At 40.8% G+C, this 21,163-nt stretch carries 20 protein-coding genes; 9 read left to right on the top strand and 11 right to left on the bottom strand.

The annotated features are described in order from the left end of the window. Nucleotides 1-156: 156 nt before the first annotated feature. The gene (locus BM386_RS16850) at nucleotides 157-1,956 is read right to left on the bottom strand and encodes a M14 family metallopeptidase (protein ID WP_170857115.1); all 1,800 of its coding nucleotides are present in this window, start codon (nucleotides 1,954-1,956) and stop codon (nucleotides 157-159) included. Between the two features lie 219 nt (nucleotides 1,957-2,175). On the opposite strand from BM386_RS16850, the gene BM386_RS16855 reads away from it, so the two are divergent. Further along, on the top strand, nucleotides 2,176-2,616 hold the full coding sequence (locus BM386_RS16855) for a PAS domain-containing protein (protein WP_170857116.1): 441 nt from the start codon (nucleotides 2,176-2,178) through the stop codon (nucleotides 2,614-2,616). Nucleotides 2,617-2,633: 17 nt separating this feature from the next. Here the strand turns inward: BM386_RS16855 and BM386_RS16860 are convergent, their stop codons facing one another. The 3 genes from BM386_RS16860 to BM386_RS16870 form a co-directional block, all read right to left on the bottom strand. Next, nucleotides 2,634-4,100, bottom strand: coding sequence for a potassium/proton antiporter (locus tag BM386_RS16860; RefSeq protein ID WP_091696428.1), 1,467 nt, complete (start codon nucleotides 4,098-4,100; stop codon nucleotides 2,634-2,636). A 208-nt stretch (nucleotides 4,101-4,308) separates the two neighbouring features. Further along, the gene (locus BM386_RS16865; protein ID WP_091696430.1) at nucleotides 4,309-5,499 is read right to left on the bottom strand and encodes an ATP-binding protein; all 1,191 of its coding nucleotides are present in this window, start codon (nucleotides 5,497-5,499) and stop codon (nucleotides 4,309-4,311) included. Between the two features lie 389 nt (nucleotides 5,500-5,888). Continuing rightward, nucleotides 5,889-8,420: a M14 family metallopeptidase gene (locus tag BM386_RS16870; RefSeq protein WP_091696432.1), complete on the bottom strand. Its 2,532-nt coding sequence runs from the start codon at nucleotides 8,418-8,420 to the stop codon at nucleotides 5,889-5,891. Between the two features lie 210 nt (nucleotides 8,421-8,630). On the opposite strand from BM386_RS16870, the gene BM386_RS16875 reads away from it, so the two are divergent. The 5 genes from BM386_RS16875 to BM386_RS16895 all read left to right on the top strand — a co-directional run bounded on the left by BM386_RS16875 (nucleotide 8,631) and on the right by BM386_RS16895 (nucleotide 12,030). After that, on the top strand, nucleotides 8,631-8,939 hold the full coding sequence (locus BM386_RS16875) for a rhodanese-like domain-containing protein (protein ID WP_091696434.1): 309 nt from the start codon (nucleotides 8,631-8,633) through the stop codon (nucleotides 8,937-8,939). A gap of 266 nt (nucleotides 8,940-9,205) precedes the next feature. Next, on the top strand, nucleotides 9,206-10,348 hold the full coding sequence (locus tag BM386_RS16880; protein ID WP_091696435.1) for an ATP-binding protein: 1,143 nt from the start codon (nucleotides 9,206-9,208) through the stop codon (nucleotides 10,346-10,348). Between the two features lie 90 nt (nucleotides 10,349-10,438). Further along, nucleotides 10,439-10,633 carry a hypothetical protein gene (locus BM386_RS16885; protein WP_091696437.1) on the top strand — a complete coding sequence of 65 codons (195 nt, stop codon included), beginning with the start codon at nucleotides 10,439-10,441 and terminating at the stop codon, nucleotides 10,631-10,633. After that, complete coding sequence (locus tag BM386_RS16890; protein ID WP_091696438.1) at nucleotides 10,633-10,905, top strand: type II toxin-antitoxin system YafQ family toxin; 273 nt, start codon at nucleotides 10,633-10,635, stop codon at nucleotides 10,903-10,905. Before BM386_RS16885 ends, BM386_RS16890 begins: the two co-directional genes overlap by 1 nt. 162 nt (nucleotides 10,906-11,067) lie before the next feature. Then, nucleotides 11,068-12,030: a DUF5677 domain-containing protein gene (locus BM386_RS16895; protein ID WP_091696440.1), complete on the top strand. Its 963-nt coding sequence runs from the start codon at nucleotides 11,068-11,070 to the stop codon at nucleotides 12,028-12,030. Nucleotides 12,031-12,088: 58 nt separating this feature from the next. Here BM386_RS16895 and BM386_RS16900 read toward each other — a convergent pair whose 3' ends face one another. The 5 genes from BM386_RS16900 to uvrA all read right to left on the bottom strand — a co-directional run bounded on the left by BM386_RS16900 (nucleotide 12,089) and on the right by uvrA (nucleotide 16,608). Continuing rightward, on the bottom strand, nucleotides 12,089-12,430 hold the full coding sequence (locus BM386_RS16900; RefSeq protein WP_091696442.1) for a nucleotidyltransferase family protein: 342 nt from the start codon (nucleotides 12,428-12,430) through the stop codon (nucleotides 12,089-12,091). Next, on the bottom strand, nucleotides 12,420-12,749 hold the full coding sequence (locus BM386_RS23825) for an HI0074 family nucleotidyltransferase substrate-binding subunit (protein ID WP_342029149.1): 330 nt from the start codon (nucleotides 12,747-12,749) through the stop codon (nucleotides 12,420-12,422). Before BM386_RS23825 ends, BM386_RS16900 begins: the two co-directional genes overlap by 11 nt. A gap of 24 nt (nucleotides 12,750-12,773) precedes the next feature. Then, nucleotides 12,774-12,932 carry a hypothetical protein gene (locus BM386_RS23830; RefSeq protein WP_211482922.1) on the bottom strand — a complete coding sequence of 53 codons (159 nt, stop codon included), beginning with the start codon at nucleotides 12,930-12,932 and terminating at the stop codon, nucleotides 12,774-12,776. Between the two features lie 196 nt (nucleotides 12,933-13,128). Further along, a complete protein-coding gene (locus tag BM386_RS16910; RefSeq protein ID WP_091696443.1) occupies nucleotides 13,129-13,659 on the bottom strand; it encodes a hypothetical protein in 531 nt (176 codons plus the stop codon). 132 nt (nucleotides 13,660-13,791) lie between these two features. Next, nucleotides 13,792-16,608, bottom strand: coding sequence for an excinuclease ABC subunit UvrA (uvrA, locus tag BM386_RS16915; protein ID WP_091696445.1), 2,817 nt, complete (start codon nucleotides 16,606-16,608; stop codon nucleotides 13,792-13,794). A 244-nt stretch (nucleotides 16,609-16,852) separates the two neighbouring features. Here uvrA and pnuC point away from each other — a divergent pair, with 244 nt between their 5' ends. From pnuC to BM386_RS16930, 3 genes are all read left to right on the top strand, one after another. Continuing rightward, a complete protein-coding gene (gene pnuC / locus BM386_RS16920; protein ID WP_091696446.1) occupies nucleotides 16,853-17,461 on the top strand; it encodes a nicotinamide riboside transporter PnuC in 609 nt (202 codons plus the stop codon). 209 nt (nucleotides 17,462-17,670) lie between these two features. Beyond that, nucleotides 17,671-18,210: an AAA family ATPase gene (locus BM386_RS16925; protein ID WP_091696448.1), complete on the top strand. Its 540-nt coding sequence runs from the start codon at nucleotides 17,671-17,673 to the stop codon at nucleotides 18,208-18,210. 2 nt (nucleotides 18,211-18,212) lie between these two features. Next, nucleotides 18,213-19,733 carry an arylsulfatase gene (locus BM386_RS16930; protein ID WP_091696450.1) on the top strand — a complete coding sequence of 507 codons (1,521 nt, stop codon included), beginning with the start codon at nucleotides 18,213-18,215 and terminating at the stop codon, nucleotides 19,731-19,733. 24 nt (nucleotides 19,734-19,757) lie between these two features. On the opposite strand, the gene BM386_RS16935 is transcribed toward BM386_RS16930, so the two are convergent. Continuing rightward, the gene (locus BM386_RS16935; RefSeq protein WP_091696452.1) at nucleotides 19,758-20,840 is read right to left on the bottom strand and encodes a serine hydrolase domain-containing protein; all 1,083 of its coding nucleotides are present in this window, start codon (nucleotides 20,838-20,840) and stop codon (nucleotides 19,758-19,760) included. A gap of 23 nt (nucleotides 20,841-20,863) precedes the next feature. Next, on the bottom strand, nucleotides 20,864-21,037 hold the full coding sequence (locus tag BM386_RS23500; RefSeq protein WP_139235935.1) for a type II toxin-antitoxin system VapB family antitoxin: 174 nt from the start codon (nucleotides 21,035-21,037) through the stop codon (nucleotides 20,864-20,866). Between the last annotated feature and the right edge of the window lie 126 nt (nucleotides 21,038-21,163).

Raw genomic sequence — 21,163 nt, forward strand, 5'->3', positions numbered from 1 at the left:
TAGAATTTAGGGACTGAAGTGTAAAAAAGTAAAACTGGATATATCCTGTCAACCAGAATAATGTCATTATAGCTTTGAACAAAAACTCAAAAAGCCTGGAATTACCAGGCTTTTATGAGTATTCTCTATTGATTTACAACTGCTAGAAAGACAGATTTACCATTCCCTTCCCACTGGGATTACTTTCCAATTCTGATCGAAATAGGGTGTTTGCTTATAGAACCAAGAATAAATTGCTCTGGGAGATTTAGCAAAATCTGGATTCGCAGTCTTTTCGGCTTCAAATCGTTTTTTCAAATTTGCGTCTTCTGAAAGCATTTTTGCAATCAAAGGCTCCATGATGTAGGTTTCCATATATTCTGTTTGGGAAAAAATCGAATTGAAATATCCCCATTGGAAAAAGCTATCTACTGATTCAGGCTCTAGTAAAATCACAGCAAGCTCACCAAGCGGCTGATCGGTAGGAACTCGTACGGATCCAGGATTGAAAGTCTGCGTTCTGTACATTTTATCCAGCTCAAATCTCTGAACCCGCATTAATCCTTCATAGGGCTGGTTTCCCATAGAAAAGCTGGTAACTGTGGATAATTCGACTTTCACCTCTCTAGCTTCCTTAATAGTTTCAAATTGAATTCCATGTTGTTTTAACTTATTGATAACCTCTGTCCACTCCACGGGTATCCAATAAGCTTTTGGGACAGAAACCGAAAGCTCCGGTACATCCATGAAAATGCTTGGGACTGACTGGTTCACTGGTTTTCCTTCCCACTTCACATACTCTGCTCCTGTTATTTCGGATTTTATTTTCGAAGAAGCAATACCTAGAAACTCCATCGAATCAGCCGGGGTTTCCCGGAATTTGAATTTGACTGGAATAGACTCTTTTGGTTGATTTGAATCGGCAGCCACTGCTTGTTGCAGCGCTTCAAAATGACTTCCCAGAGATTTTATCGCTTGCTCTAAAAACACATAAGTGCCTAAGACCCGTTGTTCGAAAGGCTTTAGCGAGTGATTTTCAATTAAAATAGAGGCCATGTGCCGGATATCTCCATAAGTATGGGAGAAACGCGGACTAAAAGAAAAGGCTACATTTCCTTCAGTGAAATCGTTCCCATTTGCAGCAAATAAAAGCGGGCCTGGGATGTGTCCATTTTCTTTAAGTGCCTGATCAACTTCAGGTTGAAAGTCCGTGGACAACCAGGAAGAAATCTCAGGTGAATAACCCCCAGTTGCTACGTAGCCGTATGTAATGTCATATTGATAGTCTGCACCGTCAGTGACATGGATGTCTATGTATAAATCAGGATCATAACTGTTGATAACTTCTATGACTGCTTGAATTCCTGCAGTCTCCAATTTTGTATAGTCTCTGTTGAGATTTAGGTTTAGCGCATTTGTTCTCCAGCCCATTTCCTTTGGACCTCGCTGATTTACTCTTCCATATTCGCTTCTTCTTTCGTGACCATCAACATTGAGAATTGGGATAAAAAGTAGGTTTGCGTTATCTAATAAGCGTATTTTATTCCCTTGGCTTATATCTCTGAGTAGCATCATCCCAGCATCTTTGCCATCTATCTCACCGGCATGAATGCCAGCCTGGAAAAAAATCAAGGGTTTTTTAGATGTGGATAACTTGGCCGAATTGAAGTCTTTATCTTTTGAAGCAATTACAAGTTTAATTGGTCTTCCTTGTTCACTAATACCTGCTGTTACTATTTCAAGAAACTCAGAACTTGCCACCAAATTCTCAATCCAGTCCATTGTTTCTACATATGTCGGGGATTCCAATCCATCAGAAAGCTCAAATGGCGTAATCCATTTATTGGACTTCTCTACCAGTAATTCTTTACTTTTTCCATCCCAAGGAAGAAGAGGAGGCATGATGTCCTGAGCAAAGGTCTCAGTGGCGGAGCTTAGGAGAAGAGTAAAAAGGAATAAGGATAAAACGGATTTCATAGCTTGTGGATTGATTGCCCTAAATATCGCAAGTCCTTTCTGAGTTAAAAGGGATTTTTTGTTAAACTGTGAATTGATCATTCCAAGACAAATTATATCCATACTATGCCTTTGCTGCTGGTGGAAATCGGCTAAATCTTTTCTGAAAATCTAAACAATTTCGATCGTGAGAGATTTAATCAACATGGGGAAAATAAAAACTGTTAAGTAATGCCGTTGATGAGTTGGGATATCAGCAATCCAGCTTTTGGACTTAGGACCAAAAAATTGGAGGAGCTGGAAGCACTTTTGCACATGTCCGAATTAAATAACTGGGAGGTTGATCTTAAAGAGGAGTTGTCGGTGACATACGAAGCACTCGTGCTGACTGACAGTGATCAGACGATTCTTTGGGTAAATCATGGCTTCCAGGCTATGACTGGCTACACGCCGCAATTTGCCTTGGGTAAAAAACCTAGATTCCTCCAGGGCATTAAAACATGCAAGAAAGCAAAATCAAGGATTGGGAGAAACTTGGCTTTGGGAAAGCGGATTTCCGAAACGCTTACAAATTACCGAAAGAATGGGGAGGAATACATCTGCCAAATTTCCATCATTCCCCTGATCAATTCAACTCAGGACATTTCTCACTTCTTGGCTTTGGAGACAGAAATACGATGAGCTATTGGTGATTTAAGCTATTTTCCCACTTGCAATAATTTCTGTATTGTAGGTTCTTGGGAAGAATCCTCCAGCATGATCATCAGATTATCACCTTCCATCAGTTCTGTGTGACCATTTGGAGTGATAAACTTATTGTCCCGCTTCACTACCACTACTAGCGAACTTGGAGGAAAACCAATTTCCAGAATCTTCTTTCCATTAGCCACGCTGTCTTTTTCTAGGCGAATTTCCATTACGGCATTTCTGAAATCATCGGATAACTCCAGATCTAAAAGCGTTTTTCTCTTCAGTTCAGCTGGAAGTGCCAGTCCCAACAGTTTGGCTGCCAAAGGAAGTGTAGGCGCTTGAATGGCTACAGAAGTCAATACGATGAAGAAAACAATGTGAAATAGGGTCCAAGACATCTCTATTCCAGCAATTAAAGGAAGCGTGGCAAATACAATTGGAACCGCTCCCCGCAATCCAACCCAAGAGATAAATGTTTTCTCTTTGAGGCTGAATTTGAAAAAGGAAAGTGCTAAAAAAACGCCCAATGGTCTGGCGATGAAGATCAAAAACATTGCAGCACCTAATGCGATTCCGACAACCGGGAAAAGTTGTTTTGGAAATACTAATAGACCAAGGGTGATAAACATCACAACTTGCATCAGCCAGGCCACTCCATCAAAAAACTTCATCAGGCTTTTCTTATGTGCCATATTTGCATTGCCCACGGTAATCGCAGCGATGTAAACTGCCAGAAATCCGTTGCCTTTACAGAGATCCACGACGGTGTAGGTGATCAGCACCATGGCCAGCAGCATCACAGGATAAAGCCCTTCAAAGTCCAGTTTGACTTTATTGATAAGTAATACAATCGCTCTCCCAAAAAGCCATCCGAGCAATCCACCAACAGCCATTTGGATAAGAAATAGCGGGATAATTTCCCATACAGAATTCGTATCCAAGGTGATAAAACCGAGAATAGAAATAGTTAGGAAATAGGCCATAGGATCATTACTTCCACTCTCCAACTCAAGAAGTGGTCTCAGATTACCTTTTAACCCTAGGCTTTTTGCCCGCAACACAGAAAAAACCGCCGCCGCATCCGTGGAGGATACTATCGCTCCCAGAAGCATACTTTCTAGAAGTGTCAAATCTGTAATCCAATAAACAAACCCGCCTAAAGACATACTTGTCAATAATACTCCAATGGTGGAAAGGGACACACCGGCCCATAAAACTGGTTTGATGCTGGGCCACTTAGTATCCATACCACCCGAAAAAAGAATATATGTCAATGCGATAATACCAAGTAGCTGAGTGATTGCAGGATTGTCAAATTTGATCCCACCGATGCCATCCGAACCCGCCAGCATACCGACACCCAAGAAGATCAATAGTAGAGGAATGCCTGTTTTACCCGAAGTTCGGCTGGCCAAAACTCCGGCTAGAAGCAAAAGGGAGCTGACTAAAATAATATTTTGAGCAGTGAAGATCATGAAAAAGAAACTGGTGAATAGTATGTAAAGCTAGGCACGGAATGCCGATTCTAAAAGTTATGTCAATTCAATTAATAAAGCTGAGAATTATTAATTCAAGTGAATTTAAATGTAAAAAAACCGGCCACTATGCAGCTACCTGCCTTGACACAATAATAGGTTTTACCAGGATTTTTTGTAAAGAGTGTTTGAGATGGATCTATTAATATTAATAGAGGAATCCGAATATCCAAAGGGGGATACTATTTCCAGCAGGAAATTCAAGGTCATCCTTCACTATCCATGTATTTTCTGTCTTGATCTGTTTGCGGGATTTATTTTTGCCTCCTATTTCAAACTGATATTTATCATCTACTAAGAAATCAACGGAAGTGGAGAGATTTATTCGATGATTTACTTTTACTAAGCTATTGAAAAATGTCTCTCTAACAGTACCCTTTTCCGGGGTTTTTTCGCTGATTGCAAAGAGAAAATTAGTGTTATTCAAGAGGATTTTTTCAGGTTTTTGAAGCATTGATATACTGATTCCCGCAGGATATTGTAAGTCGATCAAACGTGCCTCTGATAAATAGAGTAAGTAATTGCTCAAAGAGTTTCTATGAATTTGTGTCTTTTCAGATAGCGCGGTAATGTTAGGTTTAAAGGGAACTTGCTGCGCAATAATATAGAGTAGTTGAAGGATTTTTTTCCCATTTCTTATGTCAAAACCTTTAATTTCCGCCATATCGTATTCAACAATAGTTCTAACTAGTTGTCGAAGTTTTTTATAATACATTTCTTCATTTGTACCTGAAAAAGGAAAGTATCCATTTCGGATGTAGTCTTTCAGGTATTGAAGAGGTTTGAAATCTTCGGGGAATAGCTCCTGCAGGCTTACCCGATCAGAGGTCAATTGGTCTAATACGACTGTCGGGAATTGCATGCCATGTTGAAAAGCTAGATATTCTCTGTAAGACAACCCGTGTAGTTCATTGATCACTGCTCTTCTACTCAAATCTCCCTCTACCCTGGTAATATCGATAATTGATGAACCAGTAAAAATGAGTTGCAGGTTAGGATATCGATCGTATAGATTCTTAATTTCTCTTGACCAATTTCCATATTTATGTACTTCATCTACTACTAAAATATTCCCTCCTGATTGATAGAAATCTTTAGCTGCATCCACTAGATTGTTTGAAAGGAAGTACAATTCATCGAGTGAAAAATAGGCGACTTTTTTTCCTAGACTTTGATTCTCCTTCAAATATTGAAGCACCAGAGTAGTTTTTCCTGTGCCTCTAGCTCCTTTGATGCCGATTAATCGCTCATTCCAATCAATTTGGTCAAACAGGTATCGTTTGAAAGTAGTATCAGTACTTCTAATCAATTGGTCTGATATTTCAAGTAATTCGTCCATATTGCACAATCATTTGTGCAAAAATAATCAAAAATGCACATATGATTGTGCAAAAATAGGCGGTAGGCCAGTGTTTTTTCTTAGAAATTATGATTTCGATTCCAACAAAATCTGCACAATAGAATTAGCTAAACAGCTTAATTGAATTGAAAAATATGTTTATCCGCATGAATACATGTACTAGAATTAAGTTTGTTTCTAGCGTGAAAAATCCCCCTAGCCCCCTTTAAGAAAGTGGGAATTGCCAAATTTGAACCTCTAAGATTAATTCAAAGCACCTACGTGCAAGTAAACGGATACTACTATTGAAAAATAAAAACCGGCCACTCCCCAGCAGCCGGTTTTGAGACATTTTTCTTGATACTTACGTCTTAATACTTACGTCTCTCTTATTGTCCTACCATAAAGATCGCATTGCTCAACACGAGTTTTCCAGATTCCCAGAAACCTCTGAATATCGGATCATCCACAAAGTAAACGATCTCGCCTCTACCGGCATTTTCTACACCAATCGCTAGTGATTCTCCCATTGATGATTTGATTTTGAAACCTATATAACCCGTACGGTAAGCGTCATTATTTTCGATTATCCCTGCATTTGCACCATTATTCAGAAATGCGAATTTGCTTGAATTATTTTTTAGCGTGTAGTATTTTCCTCCTGTGCCATAGCCCAAAGGGTGTGTTTCATCCATGGTCACTTGATAAATTGCGCCGGCTGCTCCTCCAGAAATCGCCACTCGCTCTCCTTCTTGGTAAGGTGCAAGTCGCTCTGCTTTAGCTAAGGAATCCAATTTCTCTTTGGCAGCTTTTTTCTCATCCTCACTATCGAAAGACTTCAGATCAAAGCCCTCTTTGTCTGCGAATAAACTCAAAGCTCCGTCGATGGCAATCAATTTGCCTCCAGCGCGAACCCACTCCATCAGGTTTTCCTCAGCAGATTTACTCAACCCACCACCGCGCATGGATGGCATGATAAGCACAGTGTAATTACTAAGGTCATAGCGACCCATGTTATCTAGTTCCAGATTTACTAGAGGATAGTTCAGGTCTTTTTCGAAGAAGTGCCAGATAGCACCGTAATTCAGGGAATTTGTTCCTTCACCACCTACTAGCGCTACTTTTGGTGCTTGAATCACCCGGATATTAGGCGAGCCAAAGTCCTTTCCTTTGTCCACATAGCCGCTCATGGTCGTAGCCAATGTCACTCCGAATTTATTCGCGATCTCAACTACCTTTTGATCAAAATTCGGTACATACTCATTCCCCCCTTTGGTGATCATCAAAGAACCTGCAGGAAAGCTTTTTCCTTCTACCTCAAAAGGGAATTCATTGTATTTCACTCGAATATCTGCCTTGAGTAAAGCGGACAGGAATGCAGCATCTCGTGTACCTTCCCACGCGGCGATATAGGCCACAGGAGTTTTTCCGGTCACATTTGCTGAGAAAGAAGGCTTTTCATATGCACTAGCTGCATTCACTCGCGTCTCTAATGCATAAGCTTCCAAGCCGTAAGCGTAAGGCATAGACCAGCTTGTAATGTCGTAAGTGATACTGTCATGAAGGGCAGGATTTGGCTCAAACAAAAGTTGGGTCAAAACGGCTTTAGGCTGATAAGCATTGATGATTATATCTTCTTCTGTGGTGGAGAAAGATTCGCTTTTCCCCGTACCGTATGAAAATCCTTTCAAGCCGGATTTGGCTCCCGCTTTTCCATATTTAATTCCATTTTTATCCAATAGCTCCAGCAATTTGGCTACCTGAGCAGGATTGCTTTCTCCCTTGATTACAAAGCTTTTGTACTGCCCTCTTGGAGAGGAAGAGTTTTCATCGAAGAATTTTTCGAATTCGGAAAGTAATTTTTCTGCGTTGTTGCTGGTCACTTCTGCTGCCGACATCGCTGCGGTGTAATGCCCTTCGATTCTATAGCTCAAAGTCACCGTGTCTCCTACTGCGTCAAAGCCACCAATTCCAGCTTGACCGCCACCACCTTGCTCGATAGTCATGCCGATAGCTCCGTTGAACATAGGGTAGGAATCACCATATGATGGATAAAGCAGATCAAAGCGCTCTTTGGTGAAGTAAAACCTTCCAGCTTCATCGAAGTACTTGGCTGTATTTCTACCAAAAGTATCCTGAAACTCATGCTGCCAAGCGGTCAACTGCTCATGAAGTGGCTCTGCTGCTGGTGCCATGTAAAAAGGATTGTTGATGCCTTGCTCGTGAAAGTCCAAGTGCAGCTGAGGCATCCACTCGTTGTAAAGCTTCATTCTAGCCTGAGATTCCACTTGTACTTGCCATGCCCAGTCTCTGTTCAAATCAAATAAATAGTGATTTGCACGTCCGCCTGGCCAAGGTTCATTGTGCTCCACAGATTGCAAGTCTGGCTGAAGCGTAGTATTCATTTTCTGATTATACCAGTTGGCATAGCGGTCTCTAGCGTCAGGATTGATGCAAGGATCGATGATGACTACCTGGTTTTTGAGCCACTCTTGAGAGGTAGCATTTTCAGGATTTGCCAAAGTATAAAACGACGAAATCGCTGCTTCCATGCCTACAGACTCATTTCCATGCACATTGAAAGACATCCAGTTGATCGGCACAGCAGTAGAAGGATCGCCATCAAGCATTCCAGTTCTCTTTAGGTTATCTGTGCGGATTTGCTCCAGATTGGCCATGTTTTCAGCGCTAGTCAGAATGGCCACAATCAAGGGCCGTTTCTCGTTGGTTTCTCCGTATTGGACTAGTTTGACATTCGGATTATTAGCTGCCATATGCTCGAAGTAATCCACCATGCGGTGATGTGGAGTGAAGCGATCACCGGGTTTGTAACCCAAAAACTGCTCTGGAGTCTGGATTTGAGCCCAGGAGCATATGGTGATCGAAAAAACGAATAATGATAAGAGTAAGAGTTTTTTCATAAGGTGGTGGTGTAAAATAGTAGGCTGAATTTAAAAGGAATTGTGATTTTCCTTGACACCGATTAAAAAAAAGCGTGGGTAGACTTTAGGATATTCTCTTTTACTATCCAGACTATCCCTAAGTTCTTATGTGACAAAAGTCGCTGCGATAGAGAATATTCCTACTGAACTTGCACTCATAAAATTTGTCACAATAAACTAATAATAGATATGGGTTTTTTCTCAGCAATATTCGGAACTACAGACAATACCAAATTATCGGAAGCAATTCAGGAAGGTGCATTTCTGGTAGATGTGAGATCAGCAGGTGAATTTGCGTCTGGAAGCGTGAAGGGCGCTGTCAATATCCCTTTGGATAGCGTAGCTAGCCAGTTAGGTAAATTTAAGGGAAAGAAAAACATTGTGGTATTCTGCCGATCAGGAAATAGAAGCAGTCAAGCAAAAAGTATTTTGGAGCAAAATGGGGTTCAAAATGTCATCAATGGAGGTACTTATCAGAATGTCAGTCAATGTGTTTAAAGAGGATTTTGGCGGAGAAATTCACTCAATCTATATGTGGGATTGGTGTATGGATAAAATGGATTAGTTGAAAAGTTGCTATCACCCTATAGTAGCAAATGCCTGGTAAATTTTACCGGGCATTTTTTATTTCAACATACTTACCTGTGTTAGTTTACCATGAAATCCGTAAATCCTACTTTCGATTTTCATGGTAAAATATTTTGAAATCTAGCTTAAATTAGTCACATTTACCATGAAACACGTAAATCAAACTTTCGATTTTCATGGTAAAAGACAGGCAGATTTTCTCGCTGATTCAGGAATACCTTTCCATTTTCCCTGCTGTAGGTCTATTGGGACCACGGCAAGTAGGGAAAACTACGCTTGTCAAAAACCTGAAACTAGTTAAAGAAAGTATTTACATAGATCTGGAAAAAGCCTCTGATCGGGCTAAATTGGTGGATGCGGAGCTTTTTCTGAAAGCACACGTGGACAAGACAGTGATTCTTGATGAGATTCAATTGATGCCGGAATTGTTTGCCCAACTGCGAAGTCTGATCGATGAGCAGCGCGAGCCGGGCCGGTTTATTTTATTAGGTTCGGCTTCTCCCGATTTGATTCGTAAAAGTGCAGATTCTCTCGCTGGAAGGATTGGTTATCTAGAATTGACACCGTTTTTCTGGGGAGAGATCGATGAAAGTGAACTGGAGAAGCTCTGGATTCGAGGAGGTTTTCCTTTGTCTTTTTTGGCGAAAACAGATCGGGAAAGCCAGATTTGGAGGCAGAATTTTATCAAAACCTATTTGGAAAGAGATTTGGCGCAGATAGGACTGAGTACAGATCCTAGACTGGTGGAGCGATTTTGGATCATGCTGGCATATGCGCAGGGTGGAATCTGGAATGGAGAAAGTTTTGCCCGAGCCCTGGGCATCACGCGCCCAACGGTGAATCGATACCTGGAATTTCTGGAAGGCTCCTTTATGGTTCGTGCGCTGCAGCCTTTCCACCGGAACATTAAAAAGCGTTTGGTCAAATCTCCCAAGGTTTTTATCCGGGATACCGGTTTGCTGCATTCGCTGACTGGGGTGGATTCGATGGAAGCATTACGGAATTTAGTGCAGATCGGAGCTTCCTGGGAAGGATTTGTGATCGAGCAGATTACGGCAACTTTTGGGGAAGAATACGAGTACTATTTCTACCGAACGCATCAGGGTGCGGAGTGCGACCTGCTTTTGGTGAAAAATGGCGCGGTGAAAACTGCGATAGAAATCAAAAACACACTTTCACCGAAACTTACCAAAGGTCTTCAGATCTCCATGGAAGATACCGGAGCGGAAGAAGGTATTGTGATCTGTAGAATAGAAGGAGAATATCCGCTTTCTGAGAAGGTTAGAGCAATGGGGTTGGGGGATTTTTTGTCGGAATGATTTAAGGGAATTGAATCGCAAAATCCCAACAGCTAAGTGAACAATTTTATTTTTTCGTAGCTTTAGGGAGGTACATTAAAATGTGCAGATATGGAAATCACGATAAAAATAGATAAGCGAAGTAAGCAGGCAAAAGTTTTCTATGAATACCTTAAAACACTTCCTTTTGTAGAGATAGAAGAATCTCGTTTCAATCCAGATACTGAAAAGGCGATAAAAGAGGCTAAGAAGGGCAAGAAAACCAAAACTTCTCTTGAGGATTTCAGAAAAGAGCTATACTCGTAATGTATGAGCTAGAACAGACGGGAAAGTTTAAAAAGGACGTTAAACTCGCCAAAAAGCGTGGTTTGGATATGAGGCTTCTCGATGAAGTAGTTACCCATTTGGTTGAAAGCGGTACACTTCCACCAAAAAACAGCCCCCACAAATTAACGGGAAATTATAAAGGATTTTGGGAATGCCATATCCAGCCCGACTGGCTGTTAGTTTGGAAACAGGACGACAGCATTTTACTCATTACTTTAATACGAACAGGGACGCATAGCGACTTATTTTAAGCTTGGCTTTGTGGTTCTAAACTCACCAAAGGACTACAGATTTCCATGGAAGATACCGGAGTGGAGGAAGGGCAGGTGGTCTGTAGAATTGAAGGAGAATATCCGCTTTAGCTGTAGGCAGTGGGCTTGGGGGAGTTATTAAATAACTAAATTTAGATTTAAATGTCCGAAAATCAACCAAAAGGAATAAGTGACGAAGAAAAGTGGTTAGATTTTTTTTCGTCATCAATTTCTAATCTCGCCGATTTCGGAGAGGAACTATATAGGGTATTTTTTAAACTAGAAGAATTCAAACTAAGCAATATTCTTCCAGCAGTGAATTATTTTAAAAATTTTGTTGAAATCGTTGACTCAATCTCTTTAAACATTAAGAATGGAATAACCACTGCGCCGACAAGAGTCTTAATTCGTTCTGCGGCAGAGTATTATTTCTCTTTGATGTATTTGTTTTCAGAAAGAGACTATCTTGAAATTAGATCTTTGTCGATTTCATATTGCTCAATTATTGAAGAAATGAAGGGTTTCAAACCATTTTTTCCCGAAAACTTAAAAGAAACAGAAAGAAAATTAAAATTAGAGTTTGGCCAAAATCCAGGTTTTAATTTTAAGAAAATAGATTATAGTGAAAAGAAGCGTTACTTTGAAAACCTGCTAGGGCATAAAGATTTTATTGAATTAAGGGAAGAATATCTGAGAACTAGTAATAGTAGTCATTTCAAAAATAAAAGGTTCATACCTTGGTATTCACTATGGAATGGGCCAAGAAATGTTAGGGATTTAGCTGAAAATACAGGAGAGTTAAATATATATAAGTCTATTTATGATGAGTTTAGTCATTATACTCATGGCTCGAAATCATTTCAAAAAGACTTCATTCATTTAGGTGAAGATGGATCACTGCATATGTATGCTAAAAGGACTCCTTACAATTTAAAATTTGTTTCTTCTCCCAGCTTTATTTTGTGTGGAAAGTTTTACAATAGATTTATTGAATCTTTTTGCGGAGGAGATGAGAAATTATCAGAAAGGCTTCAGCAAATATTAATAGATTTTAAAGAGGGAGAACCTACGGTTGAGCCAATCAATATTGAAAAAAATTTGGTGCTGAGGTTTCCCTTAAAATAGAAATCCAATCAAAGTCTATGACTATTTTCAGTGAATATTTACCAAAAATCCCTTTCTCTTAAAGTGAGGACCGCGTATAGGAAACTTCCGTTTTATTATAAATCTCCACCCCCGCTCTATCAATATGCTCCAATAAGTCAGGTTCTTTGATGGTGTGATAGTTCAGCACATCAAATTTATAAGGCATATTGGTTTCCTCGTTTAGGAAATAACTGATTTGGCTAACCGTGTCGAAATCAATTCCTTCACCTTTCATGGCAATATCCACATCACTGCCATTTTTATAATTCCCCTTGGCCCTACTGCCAAAAATGTAGGCCTTTTCCACTTGAGCATGATTACTCAGCACGCTTAAAATCGCTTCCAAATCAGAATCCAAGAGTCCGAACTTATTCTTCATCTAGCTTTTGTTTGAAACTAAGCTGCAAAGCTTTCAAAATGGGAAAGTATTTATGGTCTATTAACTGCTCCATATCAGAAGCTTTTTGCTCGTCGTATGTATGAGCCGTCAGATTTCTGTCTTGCAACAAATCCATCCAATCGTGGCCGTTTTCTAGAATATTCATTTCAAATGCTTTCTTCAGCGCACTTCTTGGGGATTTAATATCCACAAATCCTTGCTCTTCCAAGTAATCTTTTACCATGTTCCAGGCCAGCTCAAAACTCATTTCATGTGATTTGATTGTTTTGCAGCGGCCACATGGAATCTCGCAACCCAGTCAGCCACCAAAATAATTATTGTTTCAAATTTGCTCGATTTCAAAAAATTGTATGATCCCTGCTTTCTGAACGATATCAGGATTGGGGATTTGCAGGGCATTTTCCAAATGATTCATCGCTTTGCTGAAATTAGAAAAGCGTTGCTTCCAGCGGATATCATCGTTTGTCATGGTAGAAGTCATGTGAGTTAGAGGCTAAAATAAGGCTTTATTCTTGGATATAATTACCTTCTTATTTGCCAGTATTACGACCCAAGCAACTGTGAATTTCGGAATGTCCAAGTTTTGGCACCGCATTTCTGCTGGCTGGTAAGTAAGTTCCGATTTCTAATTTCAGACCATTAATTCTCAGGTGAGTTTTGCCTACCTAAATATCAACCTACCGCTTCTCTGCCTGAAAGCTATCGACAATAGCTTTAAAGATGGGTTCTACTTTCTCGAACTGAGCTGCTGGGACAGAGCCGGTGATTTTGAAGGTTTGGTTTAGCTTTTGGTACATGTAGAAAATGCCCGTTTTATCAGCATTTGGACCATACGAGAATTTAACCCACCTAGCTGGGGTTTCATCGATCTTCGTGGTTCCATTTTCCTGCACTTTAAAATTTGAAAATTCTTCAGGTAAAATATACTGAATTTCAAAAAGGTAATCCTGCTCAAAAGACTGCTTTGAACCAATTGATTCAAAATTTCCTGTCCCTTGCGCTCCCTCCAGGTATGTCAGAACTATATTGGCATTTGCTATATTTTTAGCTGTAATCTTATAATCATACCCGTCGTCCTCTACCATCCAGCCTTCTGGCAAAATATAGCTGAACTTAATTTCGGGGTCTGTGACCACAACTCTTTTTTGGGCAGAGGAAAGTAGTGGGAATACTGAGAGAGCGAATAGGAGTAGTATGCGATAGATCATGAATTATTAGGATATATAAAACATATGAACTAATATATCCATTAAGCGGCGCGTTATAAAATGCTTGGCGTTGATTTAAGGATAATTAAGAAATTAGAAGTAATACCCAGAAGCACTTTGATCCATCAAAAACTACACAAAAGCCTCTCGAAGATACTTCGCCGTATAATTTTCCTCTTCCTTCATCATATCCTCCGGAGTGCCTTCAAAAGTCAAATAACCGCCTTTATTTCCGCCTTCAGGTCCCAGATCAATTACCCAATCAGCCGATTTGATCACTTCAGTATTGTGCTCGATAATGATGACCGAGTGCCCTTGGTCAATCAGTGCATTGATGGAATGGAGGAGTTTTTTGATATCATGGAAGTGAAGGCCAGTGGTCGGTTCATCGAAGATAAATAGGATATGATCACTGGATTTAGATCCTCCTTTTCCTAGGAAAGACGCCAGCTTTACCCGTTGAGCCTCACCTCCTGAAAGGGTATTGGAGCTTTGTCCCATGCCGATATAGCCAAGCCCAACTTCCTGCAAAGGCTGAAGTTTATTGATGATCTGGGTTTTTCCTTTGAAGAACTCCAACGCTTCGTCGATAGTCATTCCCAGTACGTCGGAGATATCTTTCTCCTTGTACTTTACATCCAGTATTTCATTCTTGAATCGCTTGCCTTTGCAGGATTCGCAAGTCAAATGAATATCTGCCATAAACTGCATTTCTACAGTTGTGATTCCTTCACCTGCGCAGTTTTCACAGCGACCTCCATCTACATTGAAGGAGAAAAATGCTGGTTTGTAGCCTCGCTGCTTGGAAACAGGTTGTTCTGAAAAGAGCATTCTGATCGCATCGTAAGCTTTTACGTAGGTTACTGGATTCGAGCGGGAAGACTTTCCAATAGGATTTTGATCCACAAACTCTACTTGTGAAATGGATTTGTAATCTCCTTCTATCTTGTCATATTTTCCGCTTTCATCTATGACGGTTCCCAGCATTTTGCCTAAGGCAGGATAGAGCACTTTCTTGATCAAGGTTGATTTTCCAGAACCGGAAACCCCTGTCACGCAGGTAAGTGTATTGAGAGGAAATTTGACCGAAATATTTTTCAGGTTGTTTTCCCGAGCTCCTTTTACGCTAATGGAATCCTTCCACTTACGGTTTCCGTCTTTTTTGAAGATTTGCTCCTCACCACGAAGATACTTCGCTGTGTGAGTTTGGGCAGAAGTCATCAACTCCTCGATGGTACCTTGGAATAGTAATTCTCCGCCATTAACACCCGCATCTGGCCCAATGTCTATAATCTGATCGGCTGCTTTCATCACTTTTTCCTCATGCTCCACCACAATTACGGTATTGCCCATATCTCGGAGTGATTTCAACACGCCCACTAATCGATCTGTATCTCGAGGGTGAAGCCCGATGCTTGGCTCATCCAAAATGTACATAGATCCCACCAGCGCAGATCCCAGGGAAGTAGCCAGTTTGATTCGCTGAAATTCCCCGCCAGAGAGCGTAGAAGTCAAGCGATTCAAGGTCAAATAACCCAAGCCAACCTGATCCATGTATTCCAACCGGCTTTGGATTTCCTTCAGCAAGCGGTTTGCAATTTTTGCTTGGTGTGGAGGAAGTTCAAGCGTATTGAAAAAAGGTAATGCCTCATCAATAGGCATCAGAACTATATCCTGAATGGATTTTCCTTCAATCTTTACATAAGAAGCATCCTTTCGCAAGCGCGTTCCCTTACAATCTGGGCAAGTAGTACGACCACGGAAACGGGATAGCATCACACGGTATTGAATCTTGTGCGTTTTGGTTTCCAGGTCTTTAAAGAATGCATCTAGTCCTTTGAAGTATTTGTTTCCAGTCCACAGCAAGGCTTTTTCCTTTTCATTCAGGTCCTCATATGCCCGGTGAATAGGGAAATCAAACTCAATTCCCTTTTTCAAAAGTGGCTCAACCCAAGCTCTGGATGACTCTCCCCGCCAAGGAGCAATTGCACCTTCGTAAACCGAAAGATCTTTTTCAGGAATGACCAAGTCAGGATCGATCCCCAACACATTTCCAAAACCTTCACAAGTTCGGCAAGCCCCAAAAGGGTTATTAAATGAGAAAAAGTTGACTGAAGGAATTTCGAATTGCATTCCATCGAGCTCGAAGCGATCCGAAAAGCTTTTAGTTTCTTTACCTGGAACAGTGATTTTACAATCTCCATGACCTTCGAAAAGCGCTGTTTGTACAGAATCGGCAATTCGGAATTGATTGTCCTCATCTTCTTTTTGAACCGATACTCGGTCGATCAGGATCTCATACTTCCCTTTTTGAATCTTTTTTTCCTGAAGCAAATCTTCCACAAAATAGGCTTCATCATCTATCAAAATTCGTGTATAACCTTTTTGCAAAAGCAATTCCAGCTCTTGGTTGATCTTACGTCCTCGTTCAATTTGAAGCGGACAGGAAATCATGACTTTGGATCCCTCTTCAAATGACTGAATGTAATCTACGATGTCAGTGACCGTGTGATGCTTTACCTCTTTGCCAGAAATTGGCGAGATAGTCTTCCCAATTCTTGAGAAAAGAAGTTTCAGATAATCATAGATCTCTGTCGTAGTTCCTACTGTCGATCTAGGGTTTTTGGTGTTGACTTTTTGCTGTATGGCGATGGCCGGAGCTACACCCTTGATGTATTCCACATCAGGTTTTTCCATTCTGCCGAGGAATTGACGGGCATAGGAGCTCAGGCTTTCCACGTACATGCGTTGGCCTTCGGCAAAAAGTGTATCGAAAGCCAAGGAAGACTTACCAGAGCCCGAAAGCCCTGTTACTACCACAAATTTATTTCTTGGAATCGCGACGCTCAGGCTTTTCAGGTTATTCACCCGGGCGTTTTTGATGATGATGAATTCTTTGGGATCGAGTGCGTCGATGTCTGTTTTAGCGGATAAAGTGCTCAAAGTCATAGCTGGCAAAGTTACGAAAGGAACAGAGGAACTCCTTACAAAGTTTTGTTTGTAAGGCAAATTGTCAATTCACTTGTTCCAAATACTGAGGAGATCCTCCAAGTTAACGGTAAGAACTATCCCTTGAAGTCATTTAAGAACAGATTGCTTCGGGGTGATCAACTTCGTGTGACAGGATCGACTTCTCGGGAATACCCCTCGCAATGACGACAAATCTTACAATTAAAATCCTTTTCTTCGCATCATGGATTTCCAATTTTTACTTGATGGATTCAGGGAAGGTTTAGCTGCAATGACTTGGCTGGAGGCTTTTGCGGTGTTTTTTGGAATTGCATCGGTCTTTTATTCCATGCGGGAAAACATTTGGGTGTATCCTACTGGGATTATCTCTACGCTGATTTATGTGTGGATTTGCTTTCAATACAAGCTTTATGCGGATATGGGCATCAATGCCTATTATTTTAGCATGTCAATATTCGGCTGGTATGTTTGGACACATCCGAAGGAGGGAAAAGAACAATTACCAGTTACATGGCTTAAGGCAAGTGGTTGGGCTATTTCATTAGGAATATTTGCGGTGTCTTATATTATCCTCGTATATGTGTTGGTCAATTTCACCGATAGCGATGTGCCTTATTGGGATTCCTTCACAACCGCTTCGGCGTTTGTAGGGATGTGGTTGATGGCAAAAAAGAAAGTGGAAAACTGGATATTCTGGATTCTGACTGACTTCGTGGCAGTTCCTCTTTATTTCTACAAGGGCTTAATCCTGACATCATTTCAATACCTTTTCTTCACAGTTTTAGCAATTATGGGTTTAATTGCCTGGATCAAATCTGCAAAAGAGAAATAAGCTTGAATTGGCTGATCGCAACTGAAAAAAAGAATTGTGCTTAGTTTTACTTCTGAAATTATTGTGAAAAAATCCCCCTAGTCCCCTTTGAAAAAAGGGGAAATTGCCGAATTTGAACTTCAACCTTTCCCTTATATAACTTAATATCCAACTAGCACACTCCGCGAAAAACTTTGTGACCTCCGCGGTTAAAAACCAATTCTTAAAAAATGCCTAATCCAAAACGAATCTTAATTCTTGGCCCAGAATCTACCGGAAAAAGTACGCTGGCAGAAGATCTTGCCAATCACTTTGGGGAACCATGGGTGCCGGAATATGCACGGGAATACTTGGAAGATCTTGGGAGGGAATACAGGTACGAGGATATGCTGGCAATTGGAAAAGGGCAGGTTGCACTGGAAGATGAGATAGCTAAAAAAGCTGAAAAGTATCTTTTTTGTGATACAGATCTGCGAGTTATCCACATTTGGTCAGAGCATAGATTTGGGAAAACTCACCCTTGGGTTTTGGATCAAATTGCTGAAAGAAAGTACGATTTGATTTTGTTGACTGATACAGATTTGCCTTGGACTCCTGATCCACAACGTGAATATCCAGAGCTTGAGATGCGAAATTATTTTTTGGACTTGTATAAAAAATTAGCAGGCGAAAGTGGTTTTCCACATTATATAATCTCTGGTTCGCGGGAAAAAAGACTCGAAGATTCAATATCTCACATTAAAAACACTATTTTTGGGCAAAAGACCTAGAAATGAAAAATTTACTTTTGCTTGTTATTTGCGGTATTTGCATCGCATGTGATACTAAGGAGCCTGAGGTTCAAAGCCCCAATGTTATATTAATTTTGGCAGATGATCTAGGCTATGGCGAGGTGGGATATCAAGGTCAAAAGAAAATCAAAACTCCAAATATTGACGCCTTGTCGGAGACAGGAATGATTTTCACCCATCATTACTCAGGCGCTCCAGTCTGTGCTCCGGCGAGATCCGTTTTACTTACTGGATTGCATATGGGACATTCCTATATCCGTGGAAATGATGCTATGAAGGAGCGCGGAGATGTTTGGGATTATGCAAAAGCATCTGTAGATCCGAACTTAGAAGGGCAGCGGAATTTGCCTGCAGATACGGAGACCATGAGCAAAATGCTGCAAAAAGCTGGTTACAAAACAGGCATTGTAGGTAAGTGGGGATTAGGCGGACCTTTGACGGAGGGAATTCCAAACAATTTGGGCTTTGATTATTTCTACGGATACAATTGCCAGCGTCAAGCTCACAACCTTTACCCAACTCACCTTTGGGAGAACAAAGAAAAGGTACTATTGAATAATGAATTAGTCGTGCCAGCAACCAAATTGGACCCAGGAGCAGATCCTAATGATCCAGCGAGCTACGCCAAATACGAGCAAAATGATTATGCCCCGGATTTGATGCATGATAAGGCTATGAATTTCATCCAAGAAAATAAGGATGAGCCTTTTTTCCTTTATTATGCTTCTCCACTTCCTCACGTTCCATTGCAGATTCCTGGTCCTGACAGAGAGGGATATATCGCTGAACTGGGTGCTGAGGAGCCATACAGAGGGAACAATGGCTATTTTCCTAATCAATATCCAAATGCGACCTATGCGGCGATGATCACCAAACTAGATCAGCAAATCGGCGAGATCCGAGCCAAGGTTAAGGAACTTGGTTTGGAGGAAAATACCATGATTATCGTGACTAGTGACAATGGACCGACTTATGTGGGTGGAGTAGATTACGATTACTTCGAAAGCTCAGCGCCATTTACCAATGGATATGGAAGAACAAAAGGGTTTGTGTATGAAGGTGGTATTCGAGTACCCATGTTAGTGAGTTGGCCGGGAAAGATTGAAAAGAGTACCTCGGATCACATTTCTGTTTTTTATGATATTTTCCCGACACTTGCTGAATTGGTAGGAATACCTATCCCAGAAGAATTGGATGGTAAAAGCTTCTTGCCGGAGTTGATGGGCAAAGAGCAAGAAAAGCATGAGTATCTCTACTGGGAGTTTCCTGAAACAGGAGGTCAACAGGCCGTGCGAATGGGGAATTGGAAAGCCGTAAGACAGAATATCGTGAAGGAAAACAACCTGGAAATTGAGCTATATGACCTTTCAAAGGACATTCTGGAGCAGAACAACATCGCTTCCGAGAATCCTGATTTGATTAAGAAATTTGAGGAAATCATGGCCAAGGAACATGAAACTCCAGAAGTAGAGACGTTTAGAATGGCAGCTTTAGGCGATTAATTGTATTGCAAACAATTTAATTTTTTACCATTTACCCAATGAGAGCGTAGCCGCTTCTACTAGGCGCATCATATCTGGATGCGCATTGTTGTTTAGGATAATAATCGTTTTGTTCTCTTCTAAATACCGAACGATGATGGTGCTATAGCCCGGATTTGATCCTGTATGCATCACCATTTTTCCGAAAGGACTTTGTGGTTTTATTTCCCAACCAAAGCCATAATAGCTGCGAGTTCCGTCATTCAGTTTGAAGGCGGTGTAAGCTTCCTCCATGGTTTCCTTAGAAACAAGCTTATCAGTGTAGAGTGCCTGATCCCATTTGTAAAGATCTTCCGCATTACTGGAAACTCTTCCAGGGCCTTTGCGATTGCCTAGCCAAATGGTGTAATCTGAAGAATGGAAAGTATTTGCATTGACATAGTTACCGTTTTCATCCTTGAGATGTCCTGCAGCAAAATCTTTAACGGATGCTTTTTCCTCCAAAGAACGGATAGCTGTGTTTTTCATTCCCAGAGGCCGAAATATCCATTCCCGCATGAGATCTACGAAATCTTCTCCAGTTACTTTTTCTACAACACTAGCCAATAATACATAACCCGTATTACTGTATTCATATTTATCACCTGGATCGAAAGATTTGACTGGAGCATATTCTCGAAGATATTCTAGAATGTCTGGATTCCCGGCTACCTTATTTTTGTCCCAATGCTCATCCATGATGGCTTGGTAGTCGGGTAGGCCGCTTGTATGTGTGAGGAGGTTTCTGATGCTGATTCCAGGGTATGGAGTTTCTATATACTTGGAAAGCTGATCATCGAAACCCAAAAGCCCTTTTTCCTTGCACATCATAATCATCATAGCTGTGAATTGCTTTGATAGGGATGCCAATTCGAAAATATCGTATTCGTGGAGGAGTGCACGATTTTCGTAGGTGCGCATGCCCATCGCTTCTTCGAAAAGTATTTTGTCATCTTCTGCTACGAGGATCACTCCCGAAAAGTCTTCTCTCTCAGCTCTTTCAATTGCTTCTTTCAAGATTTTCTGCTGTGCAAAAAGGGGAATCTGAATGAAACCAAAAAGCAAAAGAAGCGAAAGGTATTTGTTCATGACAAGGGGGATTTATCAGGAATTTACAAAAGGTTTTCTAAATCTATTGATCCCTTCATTGTAAGCAGCCGTTTTCTCTTAATTAGTTTGATATGTTCTTCTAGTGTTTCTCTCACTAGCTGTGATTTTGAGGTAGCTCCTGTGAGCACCATTAATTCATTTAATAATTCTGCTGGCAACTCTAATGTTATTTTCATCTGATGATAATTTGATTTTTAAAGGTCAGATAGCCTGTCCCGAACTCGATTCGGGAGAATCTCGCTCAAGTAATAACCATCCCACTGTGTGAAGATGCTCGATTTCATGGTTTTAATGTACTGATA

It is taken from the genome of Algoriphagus locisalis (assembly GCF_900116615.1).
In the GTDB taxonomy this organism is placed as follows: domain Bacteria; phylum Bacteroidota; class Bacteroidia; order Cytophagales; family Cyclobacteriaceae; genus Algoriphagus; species Algoriphagus locisalis.

Coding starts and splice junctions, on each gene's coding strand:
- BM386_RS16850 (WP_170857115.1), bottom strand. CDS start 1,956: ATGAAATCCGTTTTATCCTTATTCCTTTTTACTCTTCTCCTAAGCTCC.
- BM386_RS16855 (WP_170857116.1), top strand. CDS start 2,176: ATGAGTTGGGATATCAGCAATCCAGCTTTTGGACTTAGGACCAAAAAA.
- BM386_RS16860 (WP_091696428.1), bottom strand. CDS start 4,100: ATGATCTTCACTGCTCAAAATATTATTTTAGTCAGCTCCCTTTTGCTT.
- BM386_RS16865 (WP_091696430.1), bottom strand. CDS start 5,499: ATGGACGAATTACTTGAAATATCAGACCAATTGATTAGAAGTACTGAT.
- BM386_RS16870 (WP_091696432.1), bottom strand. CDS start 8,420: ATGAAAAAACTCTTACTCTTATCATTATTCGTTTTTTCGATCACCATA.
- BM386_RS16875 (WP_091696434.1), top strand. CDS start 8,631: ATGGGTTTTTTCTCAGCAATATTCGGAACTACAGACAATACCAAATTA.
- BM386_RS16880 (WP_091696435.1), top strand. CDS start 9,206: ATGGTAAAAGACAGGCAGATTTTCTCGCTGATTCAGGAATACCTTTCC.
- BM386_RS16885 (WP_091696437.1), top strand. CDS start 10,439: ATGGAAATCACGATAAAAATAGATAAGCGAAGTAAGCAGGCAAAAGTT.
- BM386_RS16890 (WP_091696438.1), top strand. CDS start 10,633: ATGTATGAGCTAGAACAGACGGGAAAGTTTAAAAAGGACGTTAAACTC.
- BM386_RS16895 (WP_091696440.1), top strand. CDS start 11,068: ATGTCCGAAAATCAACCAAAAGGAATAAGTGACGAAGAAAAGTGGTTA.
- BM386_RS16900 (WP_091696442.1), bottom strand. CDS start 12,430: ATGAAGAATAAGTTCGGACTCTTGGATTCTGATTTGGAAGCGATTTTA.
- BM386_RS23830 (WP_211482922.1), bottom strand. CDS start 12,932: ATGACTTCTACCATGACAAACGATGATATCCGCTGGAAGCAACGCTTT.
- BM386_RS16910 (WP_091696443.1), bottom strand. CDS start 13,659: ATGATCTATCGCATACTACTCCTATTCGCTCTCTCAGTATTCCCACTA.
- uvrA (WP_091696445.1), bottom strand. CDS start 16,608: ATGACTTTGAGCACTTTATCCGCTAAAACAGACATCGACGCACTCGAT.
- pnuC (WP_091696446.1), top strand. CDS start 16,853: ATGGATTTCCAATTTTTACTTGATGGATTCAGGGAAGGTTTAGCTGCA.
- BM386_RS16925 (WP_091696448.1), top strand. CDS start 17,671: ATGCCTAATCCAAAACGAATCTTAATTCTTGGCCCAGAATCTACCGGA.
- BM386_RS16930 (WP_091696450.1), top strand. CDS start 18,213: ATGAAAAATTTACTTTTGCTTGTTATTTGCGGTATTTGCATCGCATGT.
- BM386_RS16935 (WP_091696452.1), bottom strand. CDS start 20,840: ATGAACAAATACCTTTCGCTTCTTTTGCTTTTTGGTTTCATTCAGATT.
- BM386_RS23500 (WP_139235935.1), bottom strand. CDS start 21,037: ATGAAAATAACATTAGAGTTGCCAGCAGAATTATTAAATGAATTAATG.